Annotated in this window: 17 protein-coding genes; 9 read left to right on the plus strand and 8 right to left on the minus strand. The window is 62.9% G+C overall.

Features of this window, described 5'->3' with window-relative positions:
- Positions 1-63 precede the first annotated feature (63 nt).
- Positions 64-687 carry a TetR/AcrR family transcriptional regulator gene (locus D8U71_RS14020; protein WP_016774418.1) on the plus strand — a complete coding sequence of 208 codons (624 nt, stop codon included), beginning with the start codon at positions 64-66 and terminating at the stop codon, positions 685-687.
- Positions 688-692: 5 nt separating this feature from the next.
- Here D8U71_RS14020 and D8U71_RS14025 read toward each other — a convergent pair whose 3' ends face one another.
- The gene (locus tag D8U71_RS14025) at positions 693-1,919 is read right to left on the minus strand and encodes an MFS transporter (protein WP_130887987.1); all 1,227 of its coding nucleotides are present in this window, start codon (positions 1,917-1,919) and stop codon (positions 693-695) included.
- Positions 1,920-1,981: 62 nt separating this feature from the next.
- Here D8U71_RS14025 and D8U71_RS14030 point away from each other — a divergent pair, with 62 nt between their 5' ends.
- Positions 1,982-2,980 carry an AraC family transcriptional regulator gene (locus tag D8U71_RS14030; protein WP_130887988.1) on the plus strand — a complete coding sequence of 333 codons (999 nt, stop codon included), beginning with the start codon at positions 1,982-1,984 and terminating at the stop codon, positions 2,978-2,980.
- A gap of 39 nt (positions 2,981-3,019) precedes the next feature.
- On the opposite strand, the gene D8U71_RS14035 is transcribed toward D8U71_RS14030, so the two are convergent.
- The 3 genes from D8U71_RS14035 to D8U71_RS14045 form a co-directional block, all read right to left on the minus strand.
- A complete protein-coding gene (locus tag D8U71_RS14035) occupies positions 3,020-3,652 on the minus strand; it encodes a carboxymuconolactone decarboxylase family protein (RefSeq protein ID WP_241664224.1) in 633 nt (210 codons plus the stop codon).
- A 141-nt stretch (positions 3,653-3,793) separates the two neighbouring features.
- A complete protein-coding gene (locus tag D8U71_RS14040; protein ID WP_241664225.1) occupies positions 3,794-4,231 on the minus strand; it encodes a cyclophilin-like fold protein in 438 nt (145 codons plus the stop codon).
- Positions 4,232-4,255: 24 nt separating this feature from the next.
- Positions 4,256-5,284 carry an alpha/beta hydrolase gene (locus tag D8U71_RS14045; RefSeq protein ID WP_130887990.1) on the minus strand — a complete coding sequence of 343 codons (1,029 nt, stop codon included), beginning with the start codon at positions 5,282-5,284 and terminating at the stop codon, positions 4,256-4,258.
- A 134-nt stretch (positions 5,285-5,418) separates the two neighbouring features.
- On the opposite strand from D8U71_RS14045, the gene D8U71_RS14050 reads away from it, so the two are divergent.
- Positions 5,419-6,321 (plus strand): LysR family transcriptional regulator, encoded by a 903-nt coding sequence (locus tag D8U71_RS14050; protein WP_130887991.1) that lies wholly within the window; start codon positions 5,419-5,421, stop codon positions 6,319-6,321.
- Positions 6,322-6,523: 202 nt separating this feature from the next.
- On the opposite strand, the gene D8U71_RS14060 is transcribed toward D8U71_RS14050, so the two are convergent.
- The 4 genes from D8U71_RS14060 to D8U71_RS14075 form a co-directional block, all read right to left on the minus strand.
- Positions 6,524-6,766 (minus strand): hypothetical protein, encoded by a 243-nt coding sequence (locus D8U71_RS14060; RefSeq protein ID WP_130887993.1) that lies wholly within the window; start codon positions 6,764-6,766, stop codon positions 6,524-6,526.
- A complete protein-coding gene (locus D8U71_RS14065) occupies positions 6,766-7,296 on the minus strand; it encodes a hypothetical protein (protein ID WP_130887994.1) in 531 nt (176 codons plus the stop codon). The genes D8U71_RS14060 and D8U71_RS14065 overlap by 1 nt, the downstream gene beginning before the upstream one ends.
- 49 nt (positions 7,297-7,345) lie before the next feature.
- Positions 7,346-7,570: a DUF2188 domain-containing protein gene (locus tag D8U71_RS14070; RefSeq protein WP_039758787.1), complete on the minus strand. Its 225-nt coding sequence runs from the start codon at positions 7,568-7,570 to the stop codon at positions 7,346-7,348.
- An 82-nt stretch (positions 7,571-7,652) separates the two neighbouring features.
- Entirely contained in the window at positions 7,653-8,570 is a 918-nt protein-coding gene (locus tag D8U71_RS14075; RefSeq protein ID WP_024012668.1) for a LysR substrate-binding domain-containing protein, read from the minus strand.
- Between the two features lie 194 nt (positions 8,571-8,764).
- On the opposite strand from D8U71_RS14075, the gene D8U71_RS14080 reads away from it, so the two are divergent.
- The 6 genes from D8U71_RS14080 (at position 8,765) to D8U71_RS14105 (ending at position 25,959) form a co-directional block, all read left to right on the plus strand.
- On the plus strand, positions 8,765-9,514 hold the full coding sequence (locus tag D8U71_RS14080) for an SDR family NAD(P)-dependent oxidoreductase (RefSeq protein ID WP_122610062.1): 750 nt from the start codon (positions 8,765-8,767) through the stop codon (positions 9,512-9,514).
- Positions 9,515-9,614: 100 nt separating this feature from the next.
- A complete protein-coding gene (locus D8U71_RS14085) occupies positions 9,615-10,913 on the plus strand; it encodes an MFS transporter (RefSeq protein ID WP_130887995.1) in 1,299 nt (432 codons plus the stop codon).
- Positions 10,914-10,930: 17 nt separating this feature from the next.
- The gene (locus D8U71_RS14090) at positions 10,931-11,779 is read left to right on the plus strand and encodes a transketolase (RefSeq protein ID WP_130887996.1); all 849 of its coding nucleotides are present in this window, start codon (positions 10,931-10,933) and stop codon (positions 11,777-11,779) included.
- Entirely contained in the window at positions 11,776-12,804 is a 1,029-nt protein-coding gene (locus D8U71_RS14095) for a transketolase family protein (RefSeq protein WP_122699152.1), read from the plus strand. The genes D8U71_RS14090 and D8U71_RS14095 overlap by 4 nt, the downstream gene beginning before the upstream one ends.
- Positions 12,805-12,865: 61 nt before the next feature.
- Positions 12,866-13,825: an alpha/beta hydrolase gene (locus D8U71_RS14100; RefSeq protein ID WP_130887997.1), complete on the plus strand. Its 960-nt coding sequence runs from the start codon at positions 12,866-12,868 to the stop codon at positions 13,823-13,825.
- A 407-nt stretch (positions 13,826-14,232) separates the two neighbouring features.
- Complete coding sequence (locus D8U71_RS14105; protein WP_130887998.1) at positions 14,233-25,959, plus strand: BapA/Bap/LapF family large adhesin; 11,727 nt, start codon at positions 14,233-14,235, stop codon at positions 25,957-25,959.
- Positions 25,960-25,974: the final 15 nt, after the last annotated feature.

Consider the following 25,974-nt stretch of genomic DNA (forward strand, 5'->3'; position numbering starts at 1 on the left):
GCAGCGTTGTCAACAATTTCTGTATCGACTAGTCTTTATATTAAATCAATGAGGAGTCAGGTCATGGCGAGAACCGGTCGCCCCCGTCAGTTTGATCGCGACGACGCCGTCGATCAGGCTTTGCAACTGTTCTGGCAACACGGCTACGACGCGACATCGCTGGCCCAATTGAAGGCAGGCCTGGGTGGCGGTATCTCTGCACCTAGCTTCTATGCCGCGTTCGGTTCCAAGGAAGCGTTGTTCGATGAATGCGTGCAGCGTTATTTAACCACCTATGCGCAAGTCACCGAGTGCCTGTGGGACGACAGCCTGCCACCACGCCAGGCGATCGAGACCGCTTTGCGCCAGTCGGCACGCATGCAGTGCGACGACACACACCCCAAGGGCTGCATGGTTACCCTCGGCGTCATGAGCGCACCGAGCCCGGAAACCGCCCATGTGGCGCAAGCCCTGACCCACTCAAGGCAGCGCACCCGTGCCGGCATTCAAGCCTGCGTCGAACGCGCTGTGAACGCCGACGAGCTGGCCAGCGGCACAAGTGCGGCGGCGATGGCGACGGTATTCGACAGTTTCCTGCAGGGCATATCCATCCTCGCCAGAGACAACACCGCGCTGGATAACATTGATGCTGCTATCACTCAGGTCATGCAAACCTGGGACATTGCCGTCACGCGTAAGGCGGATTGATCAAATCACAAATGCACCGGTGCCACCGGCGCCGAACCCGGCTCCGGCACATCGACATTGACCTTCAGTGCAATCAGCAGCGCGGCCAGCAACATCAGAATTCCAGCCGCTACAAACACGCCATTGATACCGCTGAAACTGAACACCGAACCGCCGGCGGCGGCGCCTGCGGCAATCGCCGACTGCACCGATGCGACCACCATGCCGCCTGCGCTTTCGGCCTGATCGGGTATCGAGCGCGCCACCCAGTTCGACCATGCGACCGGCACGCCACCAAAGGCCATCCCCCACAGCGCCAAGAGCAACGCCTGCCCGTTGACCGAGGCCGGTAACCCGACCAACGCCAGAGCAACAACGCCCACCAACACTGGCATCAGCACCAACGTTGCCCTTGGATTGCGCTGCAACAGCCAGCCGGCGAACAGCGTGCCGGCAAAGTTCGCCACGCCGAAACCAAGGAGCATCAGTGCCAGCATCTGCGGGCCGACGCCGGTGGTGCTTTCCAGAAATGGCCTGATATAGGTGAACAACGCGAAATGGCCGGTATGCACCAATACACAGCCGAACATGCCGACGGCAATGCCCGGTCGCAGCAACACCTCAAGCACCGTACGCAGGCGTGACGGACGATGCGGCGCCAGACTGGGTAGCGTGAACATCTGAAAGACCAGCGTCACCACGCCCACCGCTGCTGCTGCGAAAAACGCGCTGCGCCAACCAAACTGGCCGCCGAGATAGCTGCCCAACGGCACCGCCACCACGGTACCTACGGCGATCCCGCTGAAGATGATCGACAGCGCACGCGGCAGCAGCGCCGCCGGCACCAGGCGCATCGCCACGGCCGCCGCCATGCTCCAGAATCCGCCCAGAGCTATGCCCAAAAGGATGCGCATGATCAGCAATACTGCGAGGCTGGACGACAACGCGACCAGCAGATTCGAGGCGATCATCAGTGCCGAGAAACCGAGCAAGACCAGGCGCCGATCAAGGCTGCGCGTCAACCCAGGTACGAGCAATCCGGCAAACAGCGCGACCACCGCGGTCACCGTCACCGCTTGCCCGGCCAGCGCTTCGCTGACGCCGAGATCGAGCGCCATCGGCGTCAGCAGGCTGGCCGGCAGATATTCCGCCGTGAGCAGACCAAACACGCCCATCGCCAGTGAAAACACCGCCATCCACGCAGGCACCAGCGGTTCCCCGTCAGTTCGCCCATCACCTACACATTCATTCATTTCAAGACTCCCTCGGACATTTCGAGAGGGCAGTCTATTGGCGGCAAACCGGATGATCTATGATGCGCAGTCTTGAACTTTTGATCGAAACCCCGAACATGAGCAGCACCGATCCCTTTTCACTGTCATCAGACCTGATCACTGAATTGCTGCGCAGCATGCGTTTGCGTGGCGTGCAATATCGGCGGATCCACGCTGGTCCGCCGTATGGTCTGGGTTTCAGCGAGAAGCCCGGCCATGCGTATTTCCACTTCGTCGCCGCTGGATCGACGGTATTGCGACTGGAGGACGGCAGCCTGTACGAGTTGTCAGCAGGCAATGCGGTATTCATTGCCCATGGTGCACCGCACCAGTTGCTGTCACACGCCGGAGCTGAAGTGCAGGACATTGACAGCGCCGTCGCCGCACCGCTCGGCGACACGGTCTGCGCGGTGCAGGTCGGACACAGCGCCGATTCGCCCGACAGCGCCCTGCTCTTCAGTGGCTGTATGGAGTTCGAACTCGGCAGCCTGCAAGGCCTCGGTCGGCTGATGCCGGGTCTTATGCTGATCGACACTGGCGGCCAGCGTTATCCGGGACTTATGCCAATCCTTGCGACCATGGAACGCGAAGTCAGCGCAGCGCGCATTGGCTTCGCCGTGATTCTCGCGCGCCTTGCCGACGTAGTGGCGGCAATGATTGTTCGCGGCTGGGTCGAATGCGCTTGCGGCAATGCCTCCGGCCTCGTCGCCGCCCTGCGTGATCCTCGCCTGGCGCAGGCCTTGCTGGCCCTGCACCAACAACCGGGGCGCGACTGGAGCGTCGCCGAACTCGCAACGCTGTGCAACACCTCACGCTCGGTCTTCGCCGAACGTTTCCAGACCACCCTCGGCACCCCGCCGCTGCGCTACGCCACTGAACTGCGCATGCGCCTGGCCAGTCAGTGGCTGACCCTGGAAAGACTGCCGATCGAAGAAGTGGCGCAGCGCCTGGGCTACACCTCCCAAGCGGCGTTCAGTCGTGCGTTCAAGCGGATAACGGGAAGCTCGCCGGGAGCGAGTCGGCGCCAGCGCGCACTATAAGAATTGCATTAACAGAGCGGCAATGAATCCGAGCCGCCCTCACCGCTGGATTTTGTCCAGCCCCGCGCCCACCCGCTCAGCAGCCTGCAAATCCCCACGCGCCTCCAACTCCTGCGCCACTTGCCGCAACTGCTCAATCGTCAATCCCACATTCAGACTGATCTTCAAATGCGACTCCAGCTGTGATTCCACCCCAGCCATTGCCGCCAGCGCACCAACCGTCGCCAGTTCCCGATCCGTCCATGCCAGGTTGTCGCGGGCGAAGATGTCGCCGAACAAGTGCACTTTCAGAAACTGATCGATCGCCGGGGCGAATTCGAACAGTGGGCCGGACACTGGCGCGCCGACCAGGCGGGTCTGATTGTCGGTGCCGAGTTCGGTGAGCGCATATCCCGACGGAACCGGACCCGGCTCGCGTCCCGGCACGTCTTCGATGCCCCGCGCGGCGCGTTCCTGCAAAACCTTCATCAGCAATGACAAGGCGTTAAGGCTGCGTGGGAACCCGGCGTAGGCGTACAGCTGCACCAGAATTTCCTTGGTCTCGCTGATGCTCAGCCCGGCGTCGAGACCACGATTGAGTGCGTCGTGCAGACGCGGCATGTCGCCGATTGCAGCGTTGGCGGCGATCGGGGCGATCGCTAGTTGTTTAAGCGTCAGAGGCTGTTCTTTCATGATCGGTTTCTCCGGTGAACGGGAAGGATTGGCGCACAGAGGATTCACGCAGGCTGCACTGGCAAGGACCGCGCAGCCGAGGGCGACGATGCGCAGAAGGCGCCCTTGATATAACGATCTCTGGTTCATCAATGACTCTCCTCACTCATGCAGAGTGAACGTCACCCGCACATCGCCACGCCCCAAGGCTTCGGCCAAGTCCTGCGGGCGGTCGATGCGACCAAGACGCGAATAGCGGTAGGACGAATCGAAGGTTTTATAGAAGACCACCAACGTATCGTCGCCATACAAAAGGAAATCGCCGTTGTGGATCGTGCCCGGCCGGTAGGGCTGGGTGGGCAATGGCGGCTGCACGGTGGCGTATTTTTCATTGCCGTGCAGGTCGGTCATTTCCAGGCTCAGCGGCAATCGAGTGAGCAATTGCCGCGTACTCGGGTTGTCATCCAGAGCAATGGCAAAACGCTGTTCCCCGACGGTCATCCACATCGTGCTGGCCTCCATAGCGGTCGGTGCAGACAGAGCAACGGGCAGCCATGCGATCAGTACGAATCCCTTCCAGCCGTTGGCAAAAAACCGCATCGCTTTGCTCCGTCGCGTTGAAAGTTACTTCAGGTTGCTCTTGAAGAACTGCGTCAGCTTGGCAAAAGGAATCAGCTCGACCCGGTCGTACAGATCGACATGGCCGGCATTCGGCACGATCACCAGTTCTTTCGGCTGCCCCGCCAACCGGAACGCCTCTTCGCTGAACTCACGGGAGTGCGCGTCGGCACCGGCAATAAACAACATCGGGCGCGGCGAGATGCTCTCGATATCGACGAACGGATAGAAGTTCATGAACTTGGTGTTGCTGCTCAGCGTCGGACGCGTGGTCTGTTGCGGCGTCGAGCTGGCCGGGGTGAATTCGCCGCGCGGGGTGCGGTAGAAATCGAAGAATTCACGCTGGATCGGATGGGTGTCGGCCTTCAGTTCCAGCACGGTGCCGCCGGTGTATTCGACCTTGCCGCCAGTAAACTCGGCGTAACGCTGCTCGGCCGCTTGCGCAATGATCTGCTTGCGCTGCGCAAGGCTTTGCGAGTGCTTGAGGCCATCACGGTTGGCCGCGCCCATGTCGTACATGCTGACGGTGGCGATGGCTTTCATGCGTGGGTCGATTTTCGCCGCGCTGATCACGAAGCTGCCGCTACCGCAGATGCCCAACACGCCGATGCGCTCGCGGTCGATGAATGGCCGTGTGCCGAGGTAATCGACAGCCGCGCTGAAGTCTTCGGCATACATGTCCGGCAACACCGCGTTGCGCGGCGCGCCCTCGCTTTCGCCCCAGAACGACAGATCCAGCGACAGGGTGACAAAGCCCTGCTCCGCCAGTTTCTGCGCATACAGATTGGCGCTCTGCTCCTTTACCGCGCCCATCGGATGGCCAACGATAATCGCCGCGCTACGCGCTGCCGGGTCGAGTCCTTTAGGGACAAACAGGTTGCCGGCCACGGTGAGTTGATATTGGTTTTTGAAGCTGACCTTCTGCACGGTCACCTTGTCGCTCTTGAAGAAATTGTCGGCACCGTGGGACATGTCAGCTCCGAATGCAGTAAATGAACTCAGGAGAAACCCGAGCAGTATGAACAGTCGTTTCATAGGGGCGTCCTTGATCGAGAAACCAGGCGAGGCCGGGATGGAGGTATTGTTGCGCACGCTCGAGACTTTGATTAGCTAATGAGTGCTTAATGCGGTTATAAACACTGCTAATCAATAAACCTGAGCATTGCCCCATGGCCAAACCCAATTTCAACGACCTGCTCGCCTTCGTCACCGTGGCCCGCACAGGCAGTTTCACCCGCGCGGCGGTGCAACTGGGCGTGACGCAATCGGCGGTGAGCCAGGTAGTCTCGGCGCTGGAAGCGCGTCTGAAAATTCGCCTGCTGACCCGCACCACACGCAGCGTGTCACTGACGGCGGCCGGCGAACGTTTGCTGCACACCGTGGGTCATCGTTTCGATGAAATCGAAGCCGAGCTGGACGCCCTGACCGAGTTGCGCGACAAGCCTGCCGGTACGGTGCGCATCACCTGCGGCGACAACATCATCAAGACCACTCTGCTGCCCAAGCTGACGCCACTATTGCTGCAATACCCGGACATCAAGCTCGAGTTCGATATCAACTACGGTTTCCGCGACATCGTTGCCGACCGCTTCGATGCCGGCGTGCGTTTCAGCGATACCGTCGCCCAGGACATGATCGCCGTACCGATCGGCCCGCCGCTGCGCATGGCCGTGGTCGCTTCGCCCGGCTACTTTGCCCGGCATCCCGCCCCGCAACATCCGCGCGATCTGGCGGCACACCGTTGCATCGACATCCGTTTTCCGACCTACGACGGTGTCGATGCCTGGGAATTCGAGCGGCAGGGCAAAAAGCTGAAAGTGCGGGTCGACGGCCAACTGGTGTTCAACTCCACCGTGCACATCGCCGACGCCGCTGTGAACGGGCTGGGGATTGCCTACCTGCCTGAAGACGAGTTCGGTGCGCATCTGGCTGAAGGGCGTTTGGTCAGAGTGCTGGAAGACTGGTGCGAACCGTTCGGTGGCTTCCACCTCTACTACCCCAGCCGCCGCCAACCGTCGCCGGCGTTTTCTCTGGTGGTGGATGCGTTGCGCGTGGATCCAGCCCCGTTGTAGGAGCGAGCCTGCTCGCGATAGCGTCGGCACATCCAACAGAGTAAGTGCCAGATCCAGCGCTTTCGCGAGCAGGCTCGCTCCCACATGGGATTTGTAAATCGATTGATTTCCGGGATGTGACGCAAATCCCTGTGGGAGCGAGCCTGCTCGCGAAGGCGCCAGACCCGGCACATCATCTCTGCATGCCAGCCCCGCGACACCCTCATAACTTCGACACGTCCCCGGTCGCCTCGGCAATCGTCGCCAACGTTTCCTCCATGCTGGCGATGTCTTCATGAAGTTTCTGAAATACCAGATCCAGCGACTCGGGGGCGTCCACGGTCTGATGGCCACGCAGCGACTCGACGCTGGCGCTCTCCACGTGCTGGAGAATGTCCACACTTTCTCGCAGTGCCAACAGCTGATCGAAGATCGCGACAATCTGCGCCTGGCTGCGGGTGCTCATTATTTCCACCCGAGCCTGGCAATGATTTCACGGCGATACGGCGTGTCGATCTGCGCCGGCACCTGTTCGATATAGTCGCGCGCTTGTTCGTGCGCCGCGCCGCTCAACCCGGCCAGATAAGAAACTGCGTCGTCGACATTCGGCACCAGGCCTTCAATGTTCTTGAATCTGCCGGGCAGCGCCGTCCAGATAACTGCATCCAGTTGCCGAGGAATTGCCCACTCAGCGAGCATGCCCATCGGCGAGGTACCGACGGTGAAACTGCCGATGCCGTCCTCCCTGCCCTCCGGCACGCCTTCTCGAATACGCAGGAGTTCGCGGGCCTGATCGAGATCGGTCACGTCGAGGACCGACCACAGCACTTTGCACGGCGGCGCGTTCGCGCTTATGGCTGTAGTCAACTCGCCAGTGTCACTGACGCGAACGAAGTCGACCGGTACCTGCGGCCCGTCGGCAAACCACTCACTGGCCAGCGGCAAACCGTCCGGTTTCCAGATCAGTGAGCCCCATCCCAGACATGCAATGACCATAAATCAGACCCTTCTGAAGAAACGATGAACACAGAAAAGAACAGCCTGATCAGCCTTTGGTTTTTCGCGGGTCGGCTGCGCGCGGAAAGGTGCGTTCTTCCTGAATCGTCCCGTCTTCTTTATGGATTTTCAGCGAGGCGGTTTTGTCTTGGAGGTAGTCGCTGGCGATCTGGGTGATCTCGGCTTTGGTCGCAGCCGTTTTCGACGCACGCTGCGCGCCCTCTTTGACCAGTTCCCAGCGCTGCTGGTTTTTACTGATGTGGTAGTTATCCATTCCTTCACCTCTGATGTGAATGACGTGACGTTAAAGGATTGACCTTGAGCAGTTCAGAGAGTTTGAAAGAATTGATCCCCACTCAATACGCGAACTCGTGCCCCAACTCGCTCTCCATCCACGCCAGAAAACGCCTGACCCGTGGGAAGCTGGAATGCGCTTTGGGGAATACCAGATGGTGCGCCGCCACCGCAGCACTCAGAGATTCAGGCGCGACTTCAACCAGCGTGCCCGCCGCCAGATACTTCTGCGCCAGCAATGTGCTTTCCAGTGCGAAACCCAGGCCGTGACTCGCGGCTTCCAACGACATGTATGAACGATCGAAGCTCAATGCGTAAGGCCGTTCCGGACGCGCCAGACCATGCTGGGCAAACCATTGCGGCCATTTGAGCAGGGTGGCTTCCGACAGAATCAGATCGCACTCCAGCAGATCCGCCGCGCCGCGTACCGGGCGTTGCGCGAGCAGTTTCGGTGAGGTCAGCACCGCGAACGTCTCGTTCCTGACCGTGCGCACCTCATAACTGGGCCAGTTCGGCAGACCGTGACGGATATCGACGTCGATCTTGTCGCGACTGAAGTGCAGCGATTCATAGGAGCACGACAGATTGATCTGTATGTCCGGGTGACTGGCGCGAAACGCTTCCAGGCGCGGCATCAGCCAGAGCAGGCCGAAGCTTGGCGATGAGTGCAAGCGCAGGCAATCGAGGCTGACATCGCTGGCCGCACGCTCGGTGGCAACGGCGAGGCTGTGCAGAATCCCGGAGACTTCCTTGAGGTACTGCTCGCCGACCGGCGTCAGCGAGACGCCCCGAGCAGCGCGAACGAATAATTGCCGGCCGATCATCCCTTCGAGTTTCGCCAGTTGATGGCTGACTGCCGAGGGCGTCAGGTCCAGCACTTCCGCCGCTCTGGCGACGTTGCCGAAGCGCGCGGTTTGCTCGAAGGCCTGAATTGCTTTCAGCGGTGGCAGGATGATCGATGCCTCAGTGTCTGAGCGCATGGTGACTCCGTGGTGATTTGTTGTGATGTACGGACCGGTTTCATTCAAGCATTTGCGAAACGGCCTGACGAGTGCTGAATTTTTTTCAGCATTGAGTGACTTCCGCGTTATTGCTCACGCTCGCCACGGAGGACAAGCTGAGTCATCGGTTACTTACACACCGACCCAATAAAAACAATTCGAGGGAATCCTCCATGCTTCTTCAAGGCAAAGTCGCAATCATTACCGGTGCCGCATCTGCCCGTGGCATTGGCCGCGCTACCGCCAGCACATTTGCGCAACACGGCGCTCGCGTGGTCATCCTCGATCTGGATGCATCCGCAGCACGTGACGCCGCCGCAGCACTGGGCGAAGGTCATCTGGGCCTGGCGGCCAACGTGGCCGACGAAGCGCAGGTTCAGCAAGCCGTCGCCACCATCATCGAGCACTTCGGGCGCATCGATATTCTCGTCAACAACGCCGGCATCACCCAGCCACTGAAGACTCTGGATATTCGCCCTTCGGACTACGACAAGGTGCTGGACGTCAGCCTGCGCGGCACTTTGCTCATGTCCCAGGCGGTGATTCCGCTGATGCGCCAACAGTCTTCCGGCAGCATCGTCTGCATGTCGTCGGTGTCGGCCCAGCGCGGCGGCGGCATCTTCGGCGGCCCGCATTACAGCGCGGCCAAGGCCGGTGTGCTGGGGCTGGGCAAGGCCATGGCGCGGGAATTGGGGCCGGACAACATCCGCGTCAACTCCATCGCCCCGGGCCTGATTCACACCGACATCACCGGCGGCCTGATGCAGGATGAACGCCGCCACGCCATCATCGAAGGCATTCCGCTCGGGCGCCTGGGTCAAGCGCAGGACGTCGCCAACGCCGCGCTGTTTCTGGCCAGCGACCTGTCCGCCTATCTGACCGGCATCACCCTCGATGTGAACGGCGGCATGCTGATTCACTGAGTAACTCTGGGCGGGCCTGCGTGGCCCGTGCGGTTCTGGATCGATGACGCAGCCGGGCCTGATGGCCTGGCGGTCAATAAAAACAAGAGATCAGACCATCATGACTACCCTGTCGCTCGAAGCGGTTTCGACCGTGCGTTCTTCTGCCTACCGCAAAACAGCCTGGCGGCTGATGCCGTTCCTGATGCTGTGCTACCTGTGCGCCTATCTGGACCGGGTCAATGTCGGTTTCGCCAAGCTGCAAATGATGAACGATCTGGCCCTCAGCGAAACGGTCTACGGACTGGGCGCGGGGGTGTTTTTCATCGGCTATTTCCTCTGCGAAGTGCCCAGCAACATCATCCTGCACAAGGTCGGCGCGCGAGTGTGGATTGCGCGGATCATGATCACCTGGGGCATCGTCTCGGCCCTGTTCGCCTTCGTCGAAACCGCGTGGCAGTTCTATGCCCTGCGCTTTCTGCTGGGGATCGCCGAAGCCGGTCTGGCGCCGGGCCTGCTGCTCTACCTGACCTACTGGTTTCCGTCCTATCGGCGGGCGCGCATGACCGTGTTGTGGTTTATCGCCATTCCGCTGTCGGGCATGGTCGGTGGCCCGCTTTCGGGCTGGATCATGAACCACTTTGCCGGTGTGCACGGCTGGGCCGGCTGGCAGTGGATGTTCGTTCTCGAGGCGGTGCCCACCGTGGTCGTCGGCCTGCTGGTGCTGAGTTATCTGAAGGACGGCGTGCATCAGGCGACCTGGCTCAATGACGACGAAAAAGCCTTGATCACTCGCGAGCTGGCCGAAGACGACCAGCAAAAGGTCACCCACGCCTCGGTCGGCGAGTTCATTCGCGACCGGCGCTTGTGGCTGCTGGCGGCGATCTACTTCTGTGTGGTCATGGGCCAATATGCGATCACCTTCTGGCTGCCGACACTGGTGCGTAATGCAGGGGTTTCCGACCCGCTGCACATCGGTTTCCTGACCAGCCTGCCCTATCTGTGCGCCATCGCCGCCATGCTCCTAGTCGGCCGCAGTGGCGACAAACATCGCGAGCGCCGCTGGCACCTGATCGTACCGATGATTGCCGGTGCGATCGGCTTGAGTCTGGCAGCGCTGATGGGCGGCAATCCGACCTTGTCGATCCTCAGTCTGTGCCTGGCCGCCTCCGGCATTCTCTCCGCCACCTCGTTGTTCTGGATGCTGCCCACCACGCTGCTTGGCGGGGTGTCTGCGGCCGCCGGCATCGCCGCGGTCAACAGCTTCGCCAACCTCGCCGGGTTCTGCTCGCCTTATCTGATCGGCTGGATCACCACCCTGACCGGTTCCAGTGCCATCGGCATGTACCTGATTACCGGCGTGCTGTTCCTCGGCGCCAGCCTGGTCCTGCGTATTCCTGCCGCTTTGGTCAATCGTTGAGTCAACGGAGTTTCATCATGACGACTAATCTTGCACACGCTGCATCGCTGAGCCTGACCCAGCGCGCGCACAACATTCGCCGCCATGCACTGCGCATGGGCCAGGTTCAGGGCCAGGGCTATGTGGGCCAGGCCCTCGGCGCGGCTGACCTGCTGGCGGTGTCTTACTTTCATGCGCTGAACCATCGCCCGACAGATCCCGAATGGGAGCAGCGCGATCGCTTCTATCTCTCCATCGGCCACTACGCCATCGCGCTGTACGCAGCGCTGATCGAAGCCGAGGTCATTCCCCTCGACGAGCTGGAAACCTACGGTTCGGATGACAGCCGCCTGCCGATGTCGGGCATGGCCGCCTATACCCCGGGGATGGAAATCACCGGCGGCTCGCTGGGTCAGGGCCTGGGTATCGCGGTCGGTGCCTGCCTGGGCCTCAAGCGCAAAGGCTCGGCCTCGTTCGTCTACAACCTGCTGTCCGATGGCGAACTCAATGAAGGCTCGACCTGGGAAGCGGTGATGTCGGCTTCGCACTGGCAGCTCGACAATCTGATCGCCATCGTCGACGTCAATAACCAGCAGGCCGACGGTTACTCCAGCGAGATTCTCTCGTTCGAACCCATTGTCGATCGCTGGCAAGCCTTTGGCTGGTTCACCCAGCGCGTCGACGGCAATGACCTCGACGCCCTGGTCGCTGCATTCGATGCCGCGCGCAATCACCCCGGCGGGCAACCGCGCGTGATCATCTGCGACACGAAAATGGGCAAAGGCGTGCCGTTTCTGGAGAACCGGGAAAAGACCCACTTCATTCGCGTCGAAGAGCACGAATGGGACCTGGCACTGAGCAACCTTGAAGAAGGAAAAGACCAATGAGCAACGCCGCCAACAATGCGCCTTCGACTGCTACTGGCGCGCCGGTGAAAAAGCGCCTGACCACCTCGGCGATGATTGCCTCGATTGCCTCCGAGGGCCAGGCGACCCGCTCGGCACCGTTCGGCCATGCGCTCGCAGCGCTGGCAGACCAGCGCGCGGACATCGTCGGTCTCTCGGCTGACCTGTCCAAGTACACCGACCTGCACATTTTCGCCAAGGCGCACCCGGAGCGTTTCTATCAAATGGGCATGGCCGAACAGTTGCTGATGAGCGCTGCGGCGGGCATGGCGCGTGAGGGTTTCGTACCCTTCGCCACCACCTACGCGGTGTTCGCATCGCGCCGTGCTTACGACTTCATCTGCATGGCCATCGCCGAGGAAAACCTTAACGTCAAAATCGTTTGCGGTTTGCCCGGCCTCACCACGGGTTACGGGCCGAGCCACCAAGCCACCGATGATCTGGCTATTTTCCGCGCCATGCCCAATCTGATGATTGTCGACCCGTGCGATGCGCTGGAAATCGAACAGGCCGTGCCGGCCATCGCCGCTCACCAAGGCCCGGTCTATATGCGTTTGCTGCGCGGCAATGTGCCGTTGGTGCTGGACGAGTACGGTTATAAATTCGAGATCGGCAAGGCCAAGACCCTGCGCACGGGCAACGACGTGCTGATCATCTCCACCGGGCTGATGACCATGCGCTCACTGGAGGCGGCCAAGCAATTGCAGGCCGACGGCATTGATGTGGCCGTGCTGCACGTGCCGACCATCAAGCCGCTGGATGAGCAAACCATTCTCGCCGAAGCGCGCAAATCCGGGCGTCTGGTGGTCACAGCCGAGAACAGCTCGATCATCGGCGGTTTGGGTGAGGCGGTTGCCGGGTTGTTGTTGCGCAATGGCGTGACGCCCACCTTCAGACAGATCGCGTTGCCCGACGCCTTCCTCGACGCCGGTGCCCTGCCGACGCTGCATGATCGCTACGGCATTTCGACGCCGGCTGTGTGTGCGCAGATCAAAGCCTGGCTGTAACTCCACCGTGGGCGGCGCTTCGATCAGAGGCGCTCGCTCATTCGAGAACAGGAGGCAGAACGTGAAAGCATATGAACTGCTGGATCCCGACTTCAAAAGCTTTTTAACCCCCGGCGCTGAAGACTGGACTTTGGAAACGCTGCCCGCGATCAGGGAGCGTGTCCATGCGACATTCAAATCCCGAGAACAAGCGTGCGGAGAAAACCTATGGACCAAGGCCCACGACGGTGAGAATTTGCGCCTGCGTCTTTACCGGCCCGCCGCCGCAGCAGCGGACGGTAATTTTGCGGTGATCCTGTACATCCACGGTGGAGGCTTCGTCCTTGGTTGCCCCGAAATGGCCGATGACTATCTGGCTAACCTCGCCGAAGCACTTCAGGCGATCATCGTCGCCGTCGATTACCGTCTCGCGCCAGAGCACCCCTTCCCTGTTCCTCTGGAGGATTGTTACACCGCCCTCGGCTGGGTTTTCGCCCACCAGCAAACGCTCAATATTGACGCCGACAAAGTAATCGTCATGGGCCACAGTGCCGGCGCCGGGCTGGCAGCAGCGCTGGCCATTGTGGCGCGGGATCGCGGCGAACATCCCATCGCCAGTCAGGTGCTGGTTTATCCGATGCTCGATTACCGTTCGGGCAGCGCAGCCTCGCCTCAGCAGAACAGCACGACCGGCGTGATTGGCTGGCCAGCGCAAGCCAACCAGTTCTGCTGGGATTGCCTGCGCGCTGACCAAGCGCTGGATGATCTGCCAATCGGCTGGTTTTCGCCGGCCCTGCAGGACGATCTGCGTGACTTGCCACCGACGTTTCTGGCCGTCGGGGCGCTGGATCTGTTTCTGGAAGAGGACGTGGCATTTGCCCTGCGTCTGTCCCGCGCCGGGGTTGCCGTCGAACTGCATGTCTACCCTGGGGCGCCGCATATGTTTGATCAGTGCCCCGGCAGTGTTAGCGATCAGTCTGCGCTGGATATCGTCCGATCACTTCGGCGATCGATAGCTAGCGCATTAACTGCTGAGGGATAGAAAGAACAGCTGAAACGGTACAACGGGATTTCTTATACAAAGCCTTTCCCCCCTCCCACGCTTATTGATTAATACCTTCGCAGACAGGCAACTGCGGAGTGTGGCCTGCGCTTTGAGAAATTCAATATCGCTTAGCCATCACCCTCGGCGATTCCGCCCGGACCTTTTCCAGCGTCCCTTTGGATAATGTCGAAAACGACACATTTTGTTGCATCCAAAAAGCGCTTGGATCCAACGTCCCGACAAACGGTAACGACCTGAATAGATCAGATTTTCAAATAGATAAACGTGGGCAAATGGCCCATCCATACGCTCGTCAAAAATCAGGCAGCCCCATCTGACACTCCCTATCTATGGTTTTAAAACCACCCGTGGACGTCCGCCCCACCCATTTACAGGGAGTAGTAATGGACAACATCGTCATTGCCGACAAAGCCAATTCTCAACTCACTGCCCAGAACTGGGGCAATGTTCAGCTCAGTCAGCCTTCAGTTGTACAAATGCCGGTTCGGCCCGATCAATTGGCGTCGACCAGTCGCAGCGGTCAGGATTTGATCGTCAATCTGAAGTCCGGCGAGCAAATCAAAATCTCCAATTTCTTTGTCACCAGCCCTGACGGCGTGCCCAATGACATTGTCTTTCAGGGTGACGACGCGACGCTGTGGCAGGCGCGCTACAGCGCCGAGCCGTTCAATGGCTTTACCTTTGACGAAATCAATTCGCTGGACGAGCTGATCGCTGGCGTCGGTGTGGTGGATGGGGCGACGCCGGCATGGGCGATTGCCGGGCTTGGCCTGTTGGGCGCGGGTGGTGCGGCAGCCGCTGCCGGCGGAAGTGGCGGCGGCGGCGGTGGTGGTGGTGGGGGCGGAGACGCGACGCCTCCTGCGCCCGCGACCGGATTAACCTTGTCGGCCGATGGCAGGGTGCTGAGTGGTTTTGGCGAAGCTGGCAGTGTCGTTCAGGTACGCGATGCAGCCGGCAACCTTTTGGGTTCCGGTACCGTTGGCGTCGATGGCAGTTTCCAGGTCGACCTGGGTACGCCACAGAACAATGGCCAGCCGCTCGACGTCACGCTCACCGACCCTGCGGGCAACGTTTCGACACCGGGTACGGTCACTGCGCCGGATACCACCGCGCCCACCGCGCCAGGCAATCTCAGCGTGAGCGCAGATGGCACGCAACTCGGCGGCACCGGTGAAGTGGGCTCGACCGTCCAGGTGCGCGCCGCCGATGGCACGCTGCTCGGCAGCGCCTTGGTTGCGGCGGATGGCACCTTCAGCGTCGTCCTCAGCCCCGCGCAAACCGGCGGTCAGCCGCTGACAGTGAATGCCACCGATGCCGCAGGCAACACCTCGACCGGCGCAACGGTCAGCGCGCCGGAGATCGTCGAACCGACGACGCCAGGCAATCTTGGTTTGAGCAGCGACGGCAGCCAACTGACCGGCACCGCCCGGGCCGGCACCACGATCGAAGTCCGTGCCGCCAACGGCGAATTGCTCGGGCGCGCGGCGGTGGCCGCTGACGGTACTTTCCTGCTGACGCTGATTCGTGCGCAGGCCAACGGTGAAACTTTCAGTGTCGTGGCAGTCAACAGCGCCGGTGCGCAATCGCCGGCCGTCACCTTCAATGCGCCGGACATCACCGGCCCCGGCACTGCAACGGATCTGGCGGTGAGCAGCGATGGCCTCTCGGTCACCGGCCGTGGCGAACCCGGCAGCACAGTCAGCGTCACCAATGCCCAAGGCACGCTACTGGGGACAGCTCTGGTCGCCGCCGATGGCCTGTTCACGGTGCAACTCAACGCCGCGCAAATCGATGGTGAGGCGCTGAGCGTGCTGGTCACCGACGCCGCCGGCAACCCTTCGCCAGCAGCGACCGTTATCGCCATTGATCTGGATGGCCTGACTCAACCCAGCGACATCGCGGTGAGCATCGATGGCACGCAGTTGAGTGGGCGCGGCCAGGTCGGTTCGACCGTAACGGTGCGCGACGCCAACGGCAATGTGCTCGGCACGGCCGTGGTGGTGGCGGCGGACGGCACGTTCAGCCTGCAACTGAGCAGTCCACAGAACAACGGCGAAACACTGCAGATCAGTGCCAGCGACGCCGCTGGCAACACCTCCGCGCCGCTGAGCTACGTCACACCTGACACCCAAGGGCCGACGGCCGTCTCCGATCTCGCGCTCGACGCTCAGGGGCAGACGCTCACCGGTAAGGGTGAGTTGGGTGCGTCAGTCACCGTGCGCGATCCGGCCGGCAATATCATCGGCACCGGCACGGTGGGTGCCGACGGCAATTTTACCGTTCCACTTTCCACACCACAGACCGATGCGCAACAGCTGCAAGTGATCCAGACCGACGCGGACGGCAATCCTTCGGCGCCGGTCAACGTGATAGCACCCGATCTGACCACACCGGTAGCTGTGACCGATGTAAGCATTTCCGCCAATGGCGCCGTGGTCTCCGGCGCGGGTCAGATCGGCGCCACCGTTACTGTCACTGACACCAATGGGACCGTGCTGGGAACAGCTGTCGTCGGCAGCAACGGCCGTTTCGAAGTCACCTTGTCCTCGCCACAAACCAATGGCCAGAACCTCAGCGTCGTGCAGAGCGATGGCTCGCCGTCGGGCTCGCCGGCAGTTCCAGTTGAAGCGCCGGATATCCAGGCCCCAACGGCTCCTTCGGATCTGACGCTGAATGCAGGTGGCACTGAACTGAGTGGCACCGGCGAGCCCGGTGCCACGGTGTCGGTCAAGGATTCGGCGGGCAATGTGTTGGGCACCGCGATCGTCGACGGCAGCGGCGCCTTTACAGTGCCGCTGAACAGCCCGCAGATCGAAGGCCAGCAACTGCAAGTCAGCCAATCGGATGGCGTGAACGTTTCCCCCAGCACACCATTGACGGCGACGGACACCACCGCGCCGCTGGCGCCGGACAATGTCGTGCTCGCCAGTAACGGCGTGACCTTGACCGGCACCGGGCAAGCGGGCAGCACCGTAACCGTCAGCGCGCCCGACGGCACGGTGCTTGGCACTACGGTGGTCGCCAGCGACGGCAGTTTCAGCGTCAACCTGAGCCCGGCTCAGCTCGACGGTCAGGTGTTGAGTGTGATCCAGACCGATGCGAGCGCCCTGCCCTCGCCGGCCACGCCGGTCACCGCACCGGACATCACCGCCCCACCTGCACCGAGCGGTCTGCTCATCGATCCGGCGGGTGCCACGGTCACCGGCACCACGCAGCCCAATAACACGGTGCAGGTGCTGGATGCCGACGGTAACGTCATCGGCACCGCGACCGCTGACGGCACGGGCGCCTTCACGGTCGACCTCGATACTGCGCAGACCAATGGCGAAGCCTTGCAAGTCGTGGTGTCGGACGGCGCCAACAGTTCGCTTCCCGGCAGCGTCACCGCGCCGGACAGCACCCCGCCGGCAGCGGTCAGCGATCTCGCGCTCAACCCGGCCGGCACGCAGGTCTCTGGCCTTGCCGAACCGGGCACCACGGTCACCGTCAGCATTGCCGGCGGTGGCGCTGTGCTGGGCACCGCGACGGCCGATGCGGATGGCCGCTTTGTCGTGACCCTCAGCCCACCGGCCGAGCCTGGCGGCAATCTGGAAGTCATCAGCACGGATGGCGGCGGCAATGATTCGCCCGTCGTGCCGCTGGCAGGACTGGACGGTAGCCAGGTCGCGACCCCGACCGATCTGGCCTTGAGTGCCGATGGTTTCACCCTGACCGGCGCCGGTACGCCCGGTTGCACCGTGACGGTGACCAGCAGCAGCGGCGCTGTGCTCGGCTCCGGGCTGATCAACAGCTTCGGCCGCTTCACCCTGTTGCTCAGTAGCAAACAGATCAATGCGCAAGTCCTCCAGGTGACGGCCACCAGTCCCGACGGTGACGTGTCGATTCCGGGCACGGTGACGGCGGTCGATGGCACAGCGCCGGACGCTGTGACCAATCTGGCGCTGAACACCAACGGCACGACACTCACTGGACGCGGAGAGGCCGGGGCGACGGTCACTGTCACCGACGCCACAGGTACCGTGCTCGGTACTGCACTGGTCGCCAGCAATGGCACGTTCAGCCTGACGCTGACGCCGGCACAACTTAATGGCCAGGCGCTTACCGCGATCCAGAGCGATGCCGCCGGCAACCTGTCGCAACCCGCCGGCATCATTGCCACCGATCTGCAACCGCCAGCCGCAGCGACTGGCGTTACGATCAATGACGTCGGCACCGTGGTCAAAGGCCAGGGCGAAGCCGGCAGCACCGTGACCGTGCGCGATGCCGCCGGTAACGTGTTGGCCACCGGCGTAGTCGATCAGAGCGGCAACTTCCAGGTCACCTTGCCCAATGCGCAGAACACCGGCGAAACACTGCAGGTCACTCTGACCGACGCCAACGGCAACACTTCGACTTCCACTGGCGTGATCACCATCGACGGCACCCCGCCCGCCGCTGTGCAGAATCCACTGATCAGCGCCGATGGCAGCACCCTCAGCGGCACGGGTGAGGCTGGCGCAACAGTCAATGTCACCACCGCCAACGGCACCCTGCTGGGCAGCGCCGTGGTTGGCGCGGACGGCTCGTTCAGCGTGACCCTGGCGCCGGCGCCGACCAATGGTGAGGCGCTGGCGATCAGCCAGACCGACCCCGCCGACAACGTCTCGCCATCGACCAGCGTCACCGCACCCGACATCAGCCCACCGGCGGCACTGACCCAAGTCGCGGTGAATGCCGACGGCGTCACCGTTACCGGCCACGGCGAACCCGGCGCCACCGTGTCTGTACGCAGCGCCGACGGCACCTTGCTCGGCACCGCACAGGTCGGCAGCGGCGGCGCGTTCACTGTCACGCTGAACGCAGCACAACTGAATGCCGAAGTGCTGACCGTCACTCAGGAAGATCCGCCGGGCAACGTATCGACGGCGGTTGAAGTCGTCGCCGCGGATTTGACCGCGCCGACGATTCCGAGCGCATTGACCCTCAATGCTGCTGGCGTGCAACTGGCCGGTAACGCCGAGGCCGGCAGTACGGTGACCGTACGCGACAGCCAGGGCAATCTTCTCGGCACCACCACGGCGGCCGCAAACGGCACTTTCCAGATTACCCTCAACAGTCCGCAAACCAATGGCCAGTCGCTGAACGTGACGGCCACCGATGCGGCAGGCAATCCGTCAGCCCCGGCAATCGTCAATGCCGTCGATAGCACGGCGCCGTTGGTGGCGAGCGATCTGGCGGTCAGCGCCAATGGTGCCACTCTGACCGGCATCGGCGAGGTCGGCGCCAGCGTCGAAGTTCGCGATGCCGGCGGTGTTTTGCTGGGTACTGCGACCGTCGCCAGCAATGGCAATTTCAGCGTCACGTTGTCCCCGGCTGCGGTGGCTGGATCGAATCTTTCCGTGGTGCAGATCGATGCAGCCGGCAACACCGGACCGGCGGCGCCGGTGACCGCGCCGGGCAATCTGGCGGAAAGTGCACCGACCAATCTGGCCCTCAGCGCCGACGGTCTGACCCTGACCGGCTCGGCCACCGCCGGCAGTACCGTGAGCATTCGCAATGCCTCGGGCGTGTTGCTCGGCAGCGCGCTGGTGGCGGCCAATGGCACTTTCAGCGTCACCCTCAACGCCGCGCAACTCAACGGCGAACAGCTGTCTGCCGTGGCAACCTCGAGCACCGGCATTAATTCGTCGCCGACCGACTACACCGCTGCCGATATCGCCGCGCCAACGCCGCTCAGCGAGCTGAGCCTGGCACCGAACGGCACGGCCCTGACCGGGCGCGGTGAAGCCGGCGCCACCGTGACCGTGCTCGGCACCGGCGGAACGGTTCTCGGCAGCGCCGTGGTGGCGGCCAATGGCACCTTCAGCGTCACCCTCAGCCCGGCACAGACCTCTGGCCAGACTTTGAGCCTGAGCCAGGCCGACACCGCCGGCAACGAATCCAACAGCGTCAACCTGATCGCCCCGGATCTGATCGCGCCCAATGCGCCGGCGGCGCTGGTGGCAAGTGCTGACGGCACCCTGCTGTCGGGTACCGGTGAGGCCGGCACCACGGTCAACGTGTACAACGCCGCCGGAGCGCTGGTCGGCACCGGCACGGTGAGCATCGACGGCACGTTTGCGATCACCCTGACCACGCCGCAAGCCAATGGCCAGGCGCTGACCGTGTCGCTGACGGATGCGGCGGGCAACACCTCGGCAGCCACGCCGTTCACTTCGGTCGACAGCACACCGCCAGCGGCCGTTTCGCAACTGAGCATCGGCGGCGACGGCGCAAGCCTGACCGGGCGCGGCGAACCGGGCGCGCAGGTGCGCGTCATCGACAGCGACGGCAACGTGCTTGGCACCGCCGTGGTCAGCGCGACCGGTACCTTCACCCTGCCACTGAACCCGGCGTTGACCAACGCCGAAGTGATCACCGTGGTGCAGGCCGACGCAGCGGGCAACGACTCGCCGGCAGTGAACCTGACCACGCCGGACTTCACCCCGCCTGATCCACTGGACAACGTCGATATCAACTCGTCCGGCGCGCTGGTCATCGGTACTGGCGAACCCGGCGCGACCGTGACCGTGCGCGATGCCAATGGCACCTTGCTTGGCACCAGCGTGGTACTCGGCGACGGCACCTTCAGCGTCACCCTCAATCCGCCGCAGATCAACGAACAGATCCTCAGCGTGCAGCAGGCTGATCCACCCGGCAACGTCAGCGCCCCGGTGACGGTCACCGCACCGGATCTGACCCCGCCAGCGACGCCGGCCGATCTGCAACTGAATGCCGATGGCGGCCTGCTCACCGGTACCGGCGAAGTCGGCGCCACTGTCCGTGTGACGTCGGCCGATGGCACCGAACTGGGCACCGGCACCGTGGGTAGCGATGGTCGTTTCCAGATCACCGTGACCCCGGTGCAGACCAATGGCCAAGCGCTGTTCGTGGTGTTGGCGGATGCGGCCGGCAATGCCTCGCCTGCCGGCACGCTGAGCGCGCCGGACAGCACGCCTCCTGCCGCACTGACCGATGTCGAGATCGACGCCAGCGGCAGCCTCATCACCGGCTCCGGTGCGGCGGGCTCGCAGGTAGTCGTCACCAACGCGGTGGGCACCATCGTCGGCACCGGCACCGTCGCGGCCGATGGCAGTTTCAGCGTGACACTGGATCAGCCGCTGCTCAACGGTGAAGCCTTGTCGGTGATCCAGCGTGATGCGGCTGGCAACCCTTCGCCGATCGTGTCCGTCACTGCGCCGGACATCACCCTGCCCGCTGCGCCCACCGGCCTCGTTCTTACGTCCGACGGCGTGACACTGACCGGTACCGGTGAAGCCGGCGCCACGGTGCGCGTGCTCAGCGCGACTGGCACGGTACTGGGCTCGGCAACCGTGACCGGCAATGGCTCGTTCAGCGTGACTCTCAACCCGCCGCAGGTGAATGGCGAGCTGTTGAGCGTCAATCAGACTGATCCGGCTTCAAACGTTTCACCCACAGCACCTCTGCAAGCAGGCGACAGCACTGATCCACTGGAAGTGGCCGACCTCAACGTCAGCCAGGACGGCTTGACCGTCACCGGTACCGGCGAGCCCGGCGCAACCGTCACCGTGCTTGACGGCGCGGTGGTGCTCGGCACGGCGACGGTGGCCGCAGATGGCAGTTTCAGCGTCACGTTGTCGGCTGCGCAACTCGATGGCCGCGCACTGTCGGTCGTGCAGGCCGACGCACAAAACAACCAGTCCGAGCCCGTTCTGGTCGACGCGCCGGACAGCACTGCACCGATCGCACCAACGGTGACATCGCTGACCGGCGCCGGCACCTTGCTCGCCGGGACCGCCGAAGCCGGCAGCACCGTGACTGTGCTGTCCGCCACCGGCACCGTGCTCGGCACAGCAGTGGCATTGGGCGACGGCACCTATACAGTCACGCTGAATCCGGCCCAGGCCAACGGTCAGTTGTTGTCGGTGATCGCGACGGACGAGGCGCAAAACGCATCGCCAGCGCTGCTCTACCCGGCGGCTGATACTACCGCTCCAGATGCCGTCACCGGTCTGACCATCAGCGGCGATCTGAGCCAGCTCGCCGGTCGTGGCGAAGCCGGCGCGAGTGTCGAAGTGACCGATGCGCTGGGCAATGTTGTCGGCAGCGGCACGGTCGCGGCCAACGGTACATTCCTGATCGATCTGGCCCCCGGCATCACCGCCGGCCAAGTGCTGACAGTGAATCAAACAGACGTCGCGACTAATGTGTCCGCAGACGCCGACCTGACTGTTCCGGCAGTGCCAGCCCCGGCCGCGCCGGACAATCTTGTGCTGACAGCAGACGGCGTGACGCTGACCGGCACGGCCGCCATCGGCACCACCATCAATGTCTACGCGCCGGACAACAGCCTGATCGGCACCGGCGTCACCGGCGGGGATGGCACGTTCAGCGTGGTGCTGACGCCTGCGCAAACCAACGGCCAAAGCCTCGAAGTCACCGCCAACACTGCGTTGGGTGGCGCCTCGCTGCCGACTGAAATCACCGCAGGCGACACTTCGGCGCCGGCGCCACTCAGCGATCTGGCGGTCAATGCCGGCGGCACACTGGTCACCGGTCGCGGCGAAGTCGGCGCGTCGGTGACCATCACCGGCGCGGGCGGCGTGGTGCTGGGCAATGCGACGGTTGGCGCCAATGGCACCTTCAGCGCACAGCTCAATACGCCGCAGGTCAACGGTCAGGTGCTCAATGCGACACAGACCGATGCGTCCAATAACACCTCATCCGGGCTTAACGTGACGGCGCCCGACATCACCCCTCCGGCGGCTCCGACGGCTCTCGCACTCAGCGGCGCCGGTCTGGTCCTCGGCGGGCTCGGTGAAGCCGGCGCCACCGTTACTGTGCGCGGTGTCGGTGGCGCGGTGCTGGGCACGGCGACGGTGGCGGGCAATGGCTCGTTCTCGGTGACCTTGTCATCGGCGCAACTCAACGGCCAGCAACTGAGCGTCACGCAGAGCGATGCGGCGGGCAACGTTTCGCCGGTTACCAATCTCAGCGTCGCCGATACCACCGCGCCAGCGCCGCTGAGCAATGTCAGCCTGAACGGCACCGGCCTGGCGGTCAGCGGCACGGGTGAAGCCGGCGCGACCGTCAGCGTGACCAACGCAGCCGGTACAGTGCTGGGCACCGCTGTGGTCAATGCCGGCGGCACCTTCACCGTACAACTGTCCAGCGCGCAACTGAACGGCCAACAGCTCAACGTCCAACAGGCCGACCCGGCGGGCAATCTGTCGCAGGTCTTCAATCTGACGGCCGCTGACGTGCAGGCGCCGATCGCGGCCAGCGGTCTGACGCTCGCTGCCAACGGTCTGACCTTGAGCGGTACGGGCGAAGCCGGTGCGACGGTCAACGTCTACGGCCCGGGCGGCGCGCTGATCGGCACCACCACCGTAGGCAGTGGCGGCACGTTCAGCTTCAACCTGAACACCGCGCAACTCGACGGACAGCTGTTGACCGTGCGTCTGGTCGACTCGGCCGGCAACCTGTCGCCCAACGCCAGCCTGACCGCACCGGACATTACCGCACCCGGCGCGCCGACTGGCGTCAGCGTCAATGGCAGCGGCACCGTGCTCACTGGCGTCGGCGTGCCCGGTTCGACCATCAGCGTACTCGGCGCCGGCGGGGTGGTGCTCGGCACCGCAACCGTCGCCGCCAACGGCAGCTTCTCGGTGACACTGGCCTCGGCGCAGATCAACAGCCAAGTACTCAGCGTCACCCAGGCGGATCCGAGCGGCAACGTATCGGCTGCGGCGACCGCGACGGCGCCAGACCTGACACCACCCGCTGCCGCCACGGCGCTGCTGGTCGGTGCCGATGGCCTGACCGTCACCGGTACCGGCGAAGTCGGCGCAACCGTGACCATCAAGTCGGCCAGCGGCACCGTTCTGGGCACCGGCACGGTCAACAACCTCGGCGTGTTTACCGTCACCCTGAGCAGTGCGCAGATCAACGGTGAAAACCTCACCATCAACCTCAGCGACGCACGCGGCAACGTTTCGGTGGCCGCCAACGTCATTGCGCCGGATGTCGACGTTAACGCGCCCGTGGTCGCCAGCGATAACCTCGCCGTCGGCACCGTCACTCTGGCCCCGGTCACCGCCTCGCAGACCTTCAACGACTCGTTCACTACGCTGCTGGCCGGATTCTCGAAAACCTTCACCTTCACCGTGGCCGGCGGCACGCGTCTTGATCCGACCCTGACGCTGACCACCAGCAGTCTGATTTCGCTGATCGATGGCGTGGTCTATACCCTGCAAGTCAAGGATGCCAGCGGCAACTGGGTGACTCTGGATGTCAATGGCAGCGGCGGCCTGCTCGACCTGATCGCGCTCGCTGGCCAAGGCGTGCGGGTCGACATCGGTAACCTGCTGTCAGGCGATTATCGACTGACGGTTTCGAGCACCGGCATCGGCGTGCTGACCACGGTCAATACCCAGCTGCAACTGGATGTCAGCAGCCTGACCCAGTTCAACGGCATTGCCGGGCCAGCGGTGACCGGCAACGTCATCACTAACGTCGGTGTCGATGGCACGGCCGATCAGACCGGCCCGGACAACGGCGCGCAGTTGCAGATCTTCAAGAACGGCGCCTGGGTCAGCGCCGGTGCCGGCACCACGGTGCAAGGGTTGTACGGCACGCTGACCATCGACGCCAACGGCAACTACAGCTACAAACCGAACGGCAGTGTTGGCAGCGTCGGCAAGGTCGACGTGTTCAATTACCAACTGGTGCACCCGAACGGTTTGAGCGACACCGCCAATCTGTATGTGCGCATCGACAGCCCGCAAGCCAGCGAAGTGTGGAACGACGCGAACCTTGGCAGCCCGGCGCTGGTGGTGGATGCCACAGCGGACATCGCCTCGACTGACGTCACCCTGATCAACCGTGAAGTCACCACCAACTCAGCCCTCGGCACCTTCAATGTGCTGCTGGGCGGCGGCAGCGGTAACTACAACACGGTGGTCGCGGCCGATACCGTCAGTGACCTGACCGTGGTGGTCAATTCGAGCAACCTGTTGGCGCTGCTCGGTTCGATGACGGTGGGCCTGTACAAACTCAACACGGCGACCAACCAGTACGTGCTGGTCAAGAGTTACGGCGGCAACGCCTTGGTCAATCTCGGCGGCGGCAACTACGGGATCAAGTTCGACGACCAGACCGCCGGCAGTTATCAGGTGCGGGTGGCCGTGGGCGGCCTCGGCCTGCTGACCAGCGTCAACACCAGCCTGATCAACGTCGCGACCTACAACAATCAGTTCGTGGTCGGCAGCTACACGCCGGTATCGGGCAATCTGCTCACCGACACCGCTGGCGGCGGCGCCGATGTGTTGGGCTCGGTCTATACCTTGCTCAGCGTGCTGGTCGCTGGGAGTTACGTCGCGCCGGGTTACAACGGCGTCTCGCTGGTCGGCAACTACGGCACCCTGGTGGTCCAGGCCAACGGCAACTACACCTACACGCTCAAGGCCGGCCTGACCGATGCGGTGATCGGCCAGGAAGACACCTTCACTTACCAACTCACCCACCCCAACGGCACCGTGGATACCGCGACGCTGACCATCGACCTGAACAATGCCGGCGCATTCGCCAGCACCGCGTTCTCGGCACTGGCCAGCGATGACCTCGGTCTGGCCCATGCCACTGGCAGTGACTTGATCCAGGGCACCGAGGGCAACGACACCCTCGACGGCTCGCACGGTGGCGCCGTGACCCTGCAAGGTGGCGGTGGCGACGACACGCTGATCATCGCCGATCAGCAGTTCACCTCGGTGGATGGCGGCAGCGGCACCGACACCCTGCTCTGGGCCGGTGGCGACGTGTCGATCAACCTCGGCGATCTGCAGAGCAAGATCCACAACGTCGAGATCCTCGATCTCAACCATTCCAGTGCGGTTGCGCTGACACTGAATCTCAGCGATCTGCTGGCGATCACGTCCTCGGACAACAACACCCTGCTGATCAAGGGTGACGACAGGGACAGCGTGCACATGACCGATGGCTGGGTCGCCGATGGCACGCAACAGGCCGACGGCATCGACTATGTTCAATACACGGCACAGGAGGATCCGAGCCACCACTTGTGGGTACAGAACGGCATTCAAGTGGTTTGAAACAAGACATCAAAC

This window comes from Pseudomonas sp. Sample_21 (assembly GCF_004307525.1).
Lineage (GTDB): Bacteria > Pseudomonadota > Gammaproteobacteria > Pseudomonadales > Pseudomonadaceae > Aquipseudomonas > Aquipseudomonas atacamensis.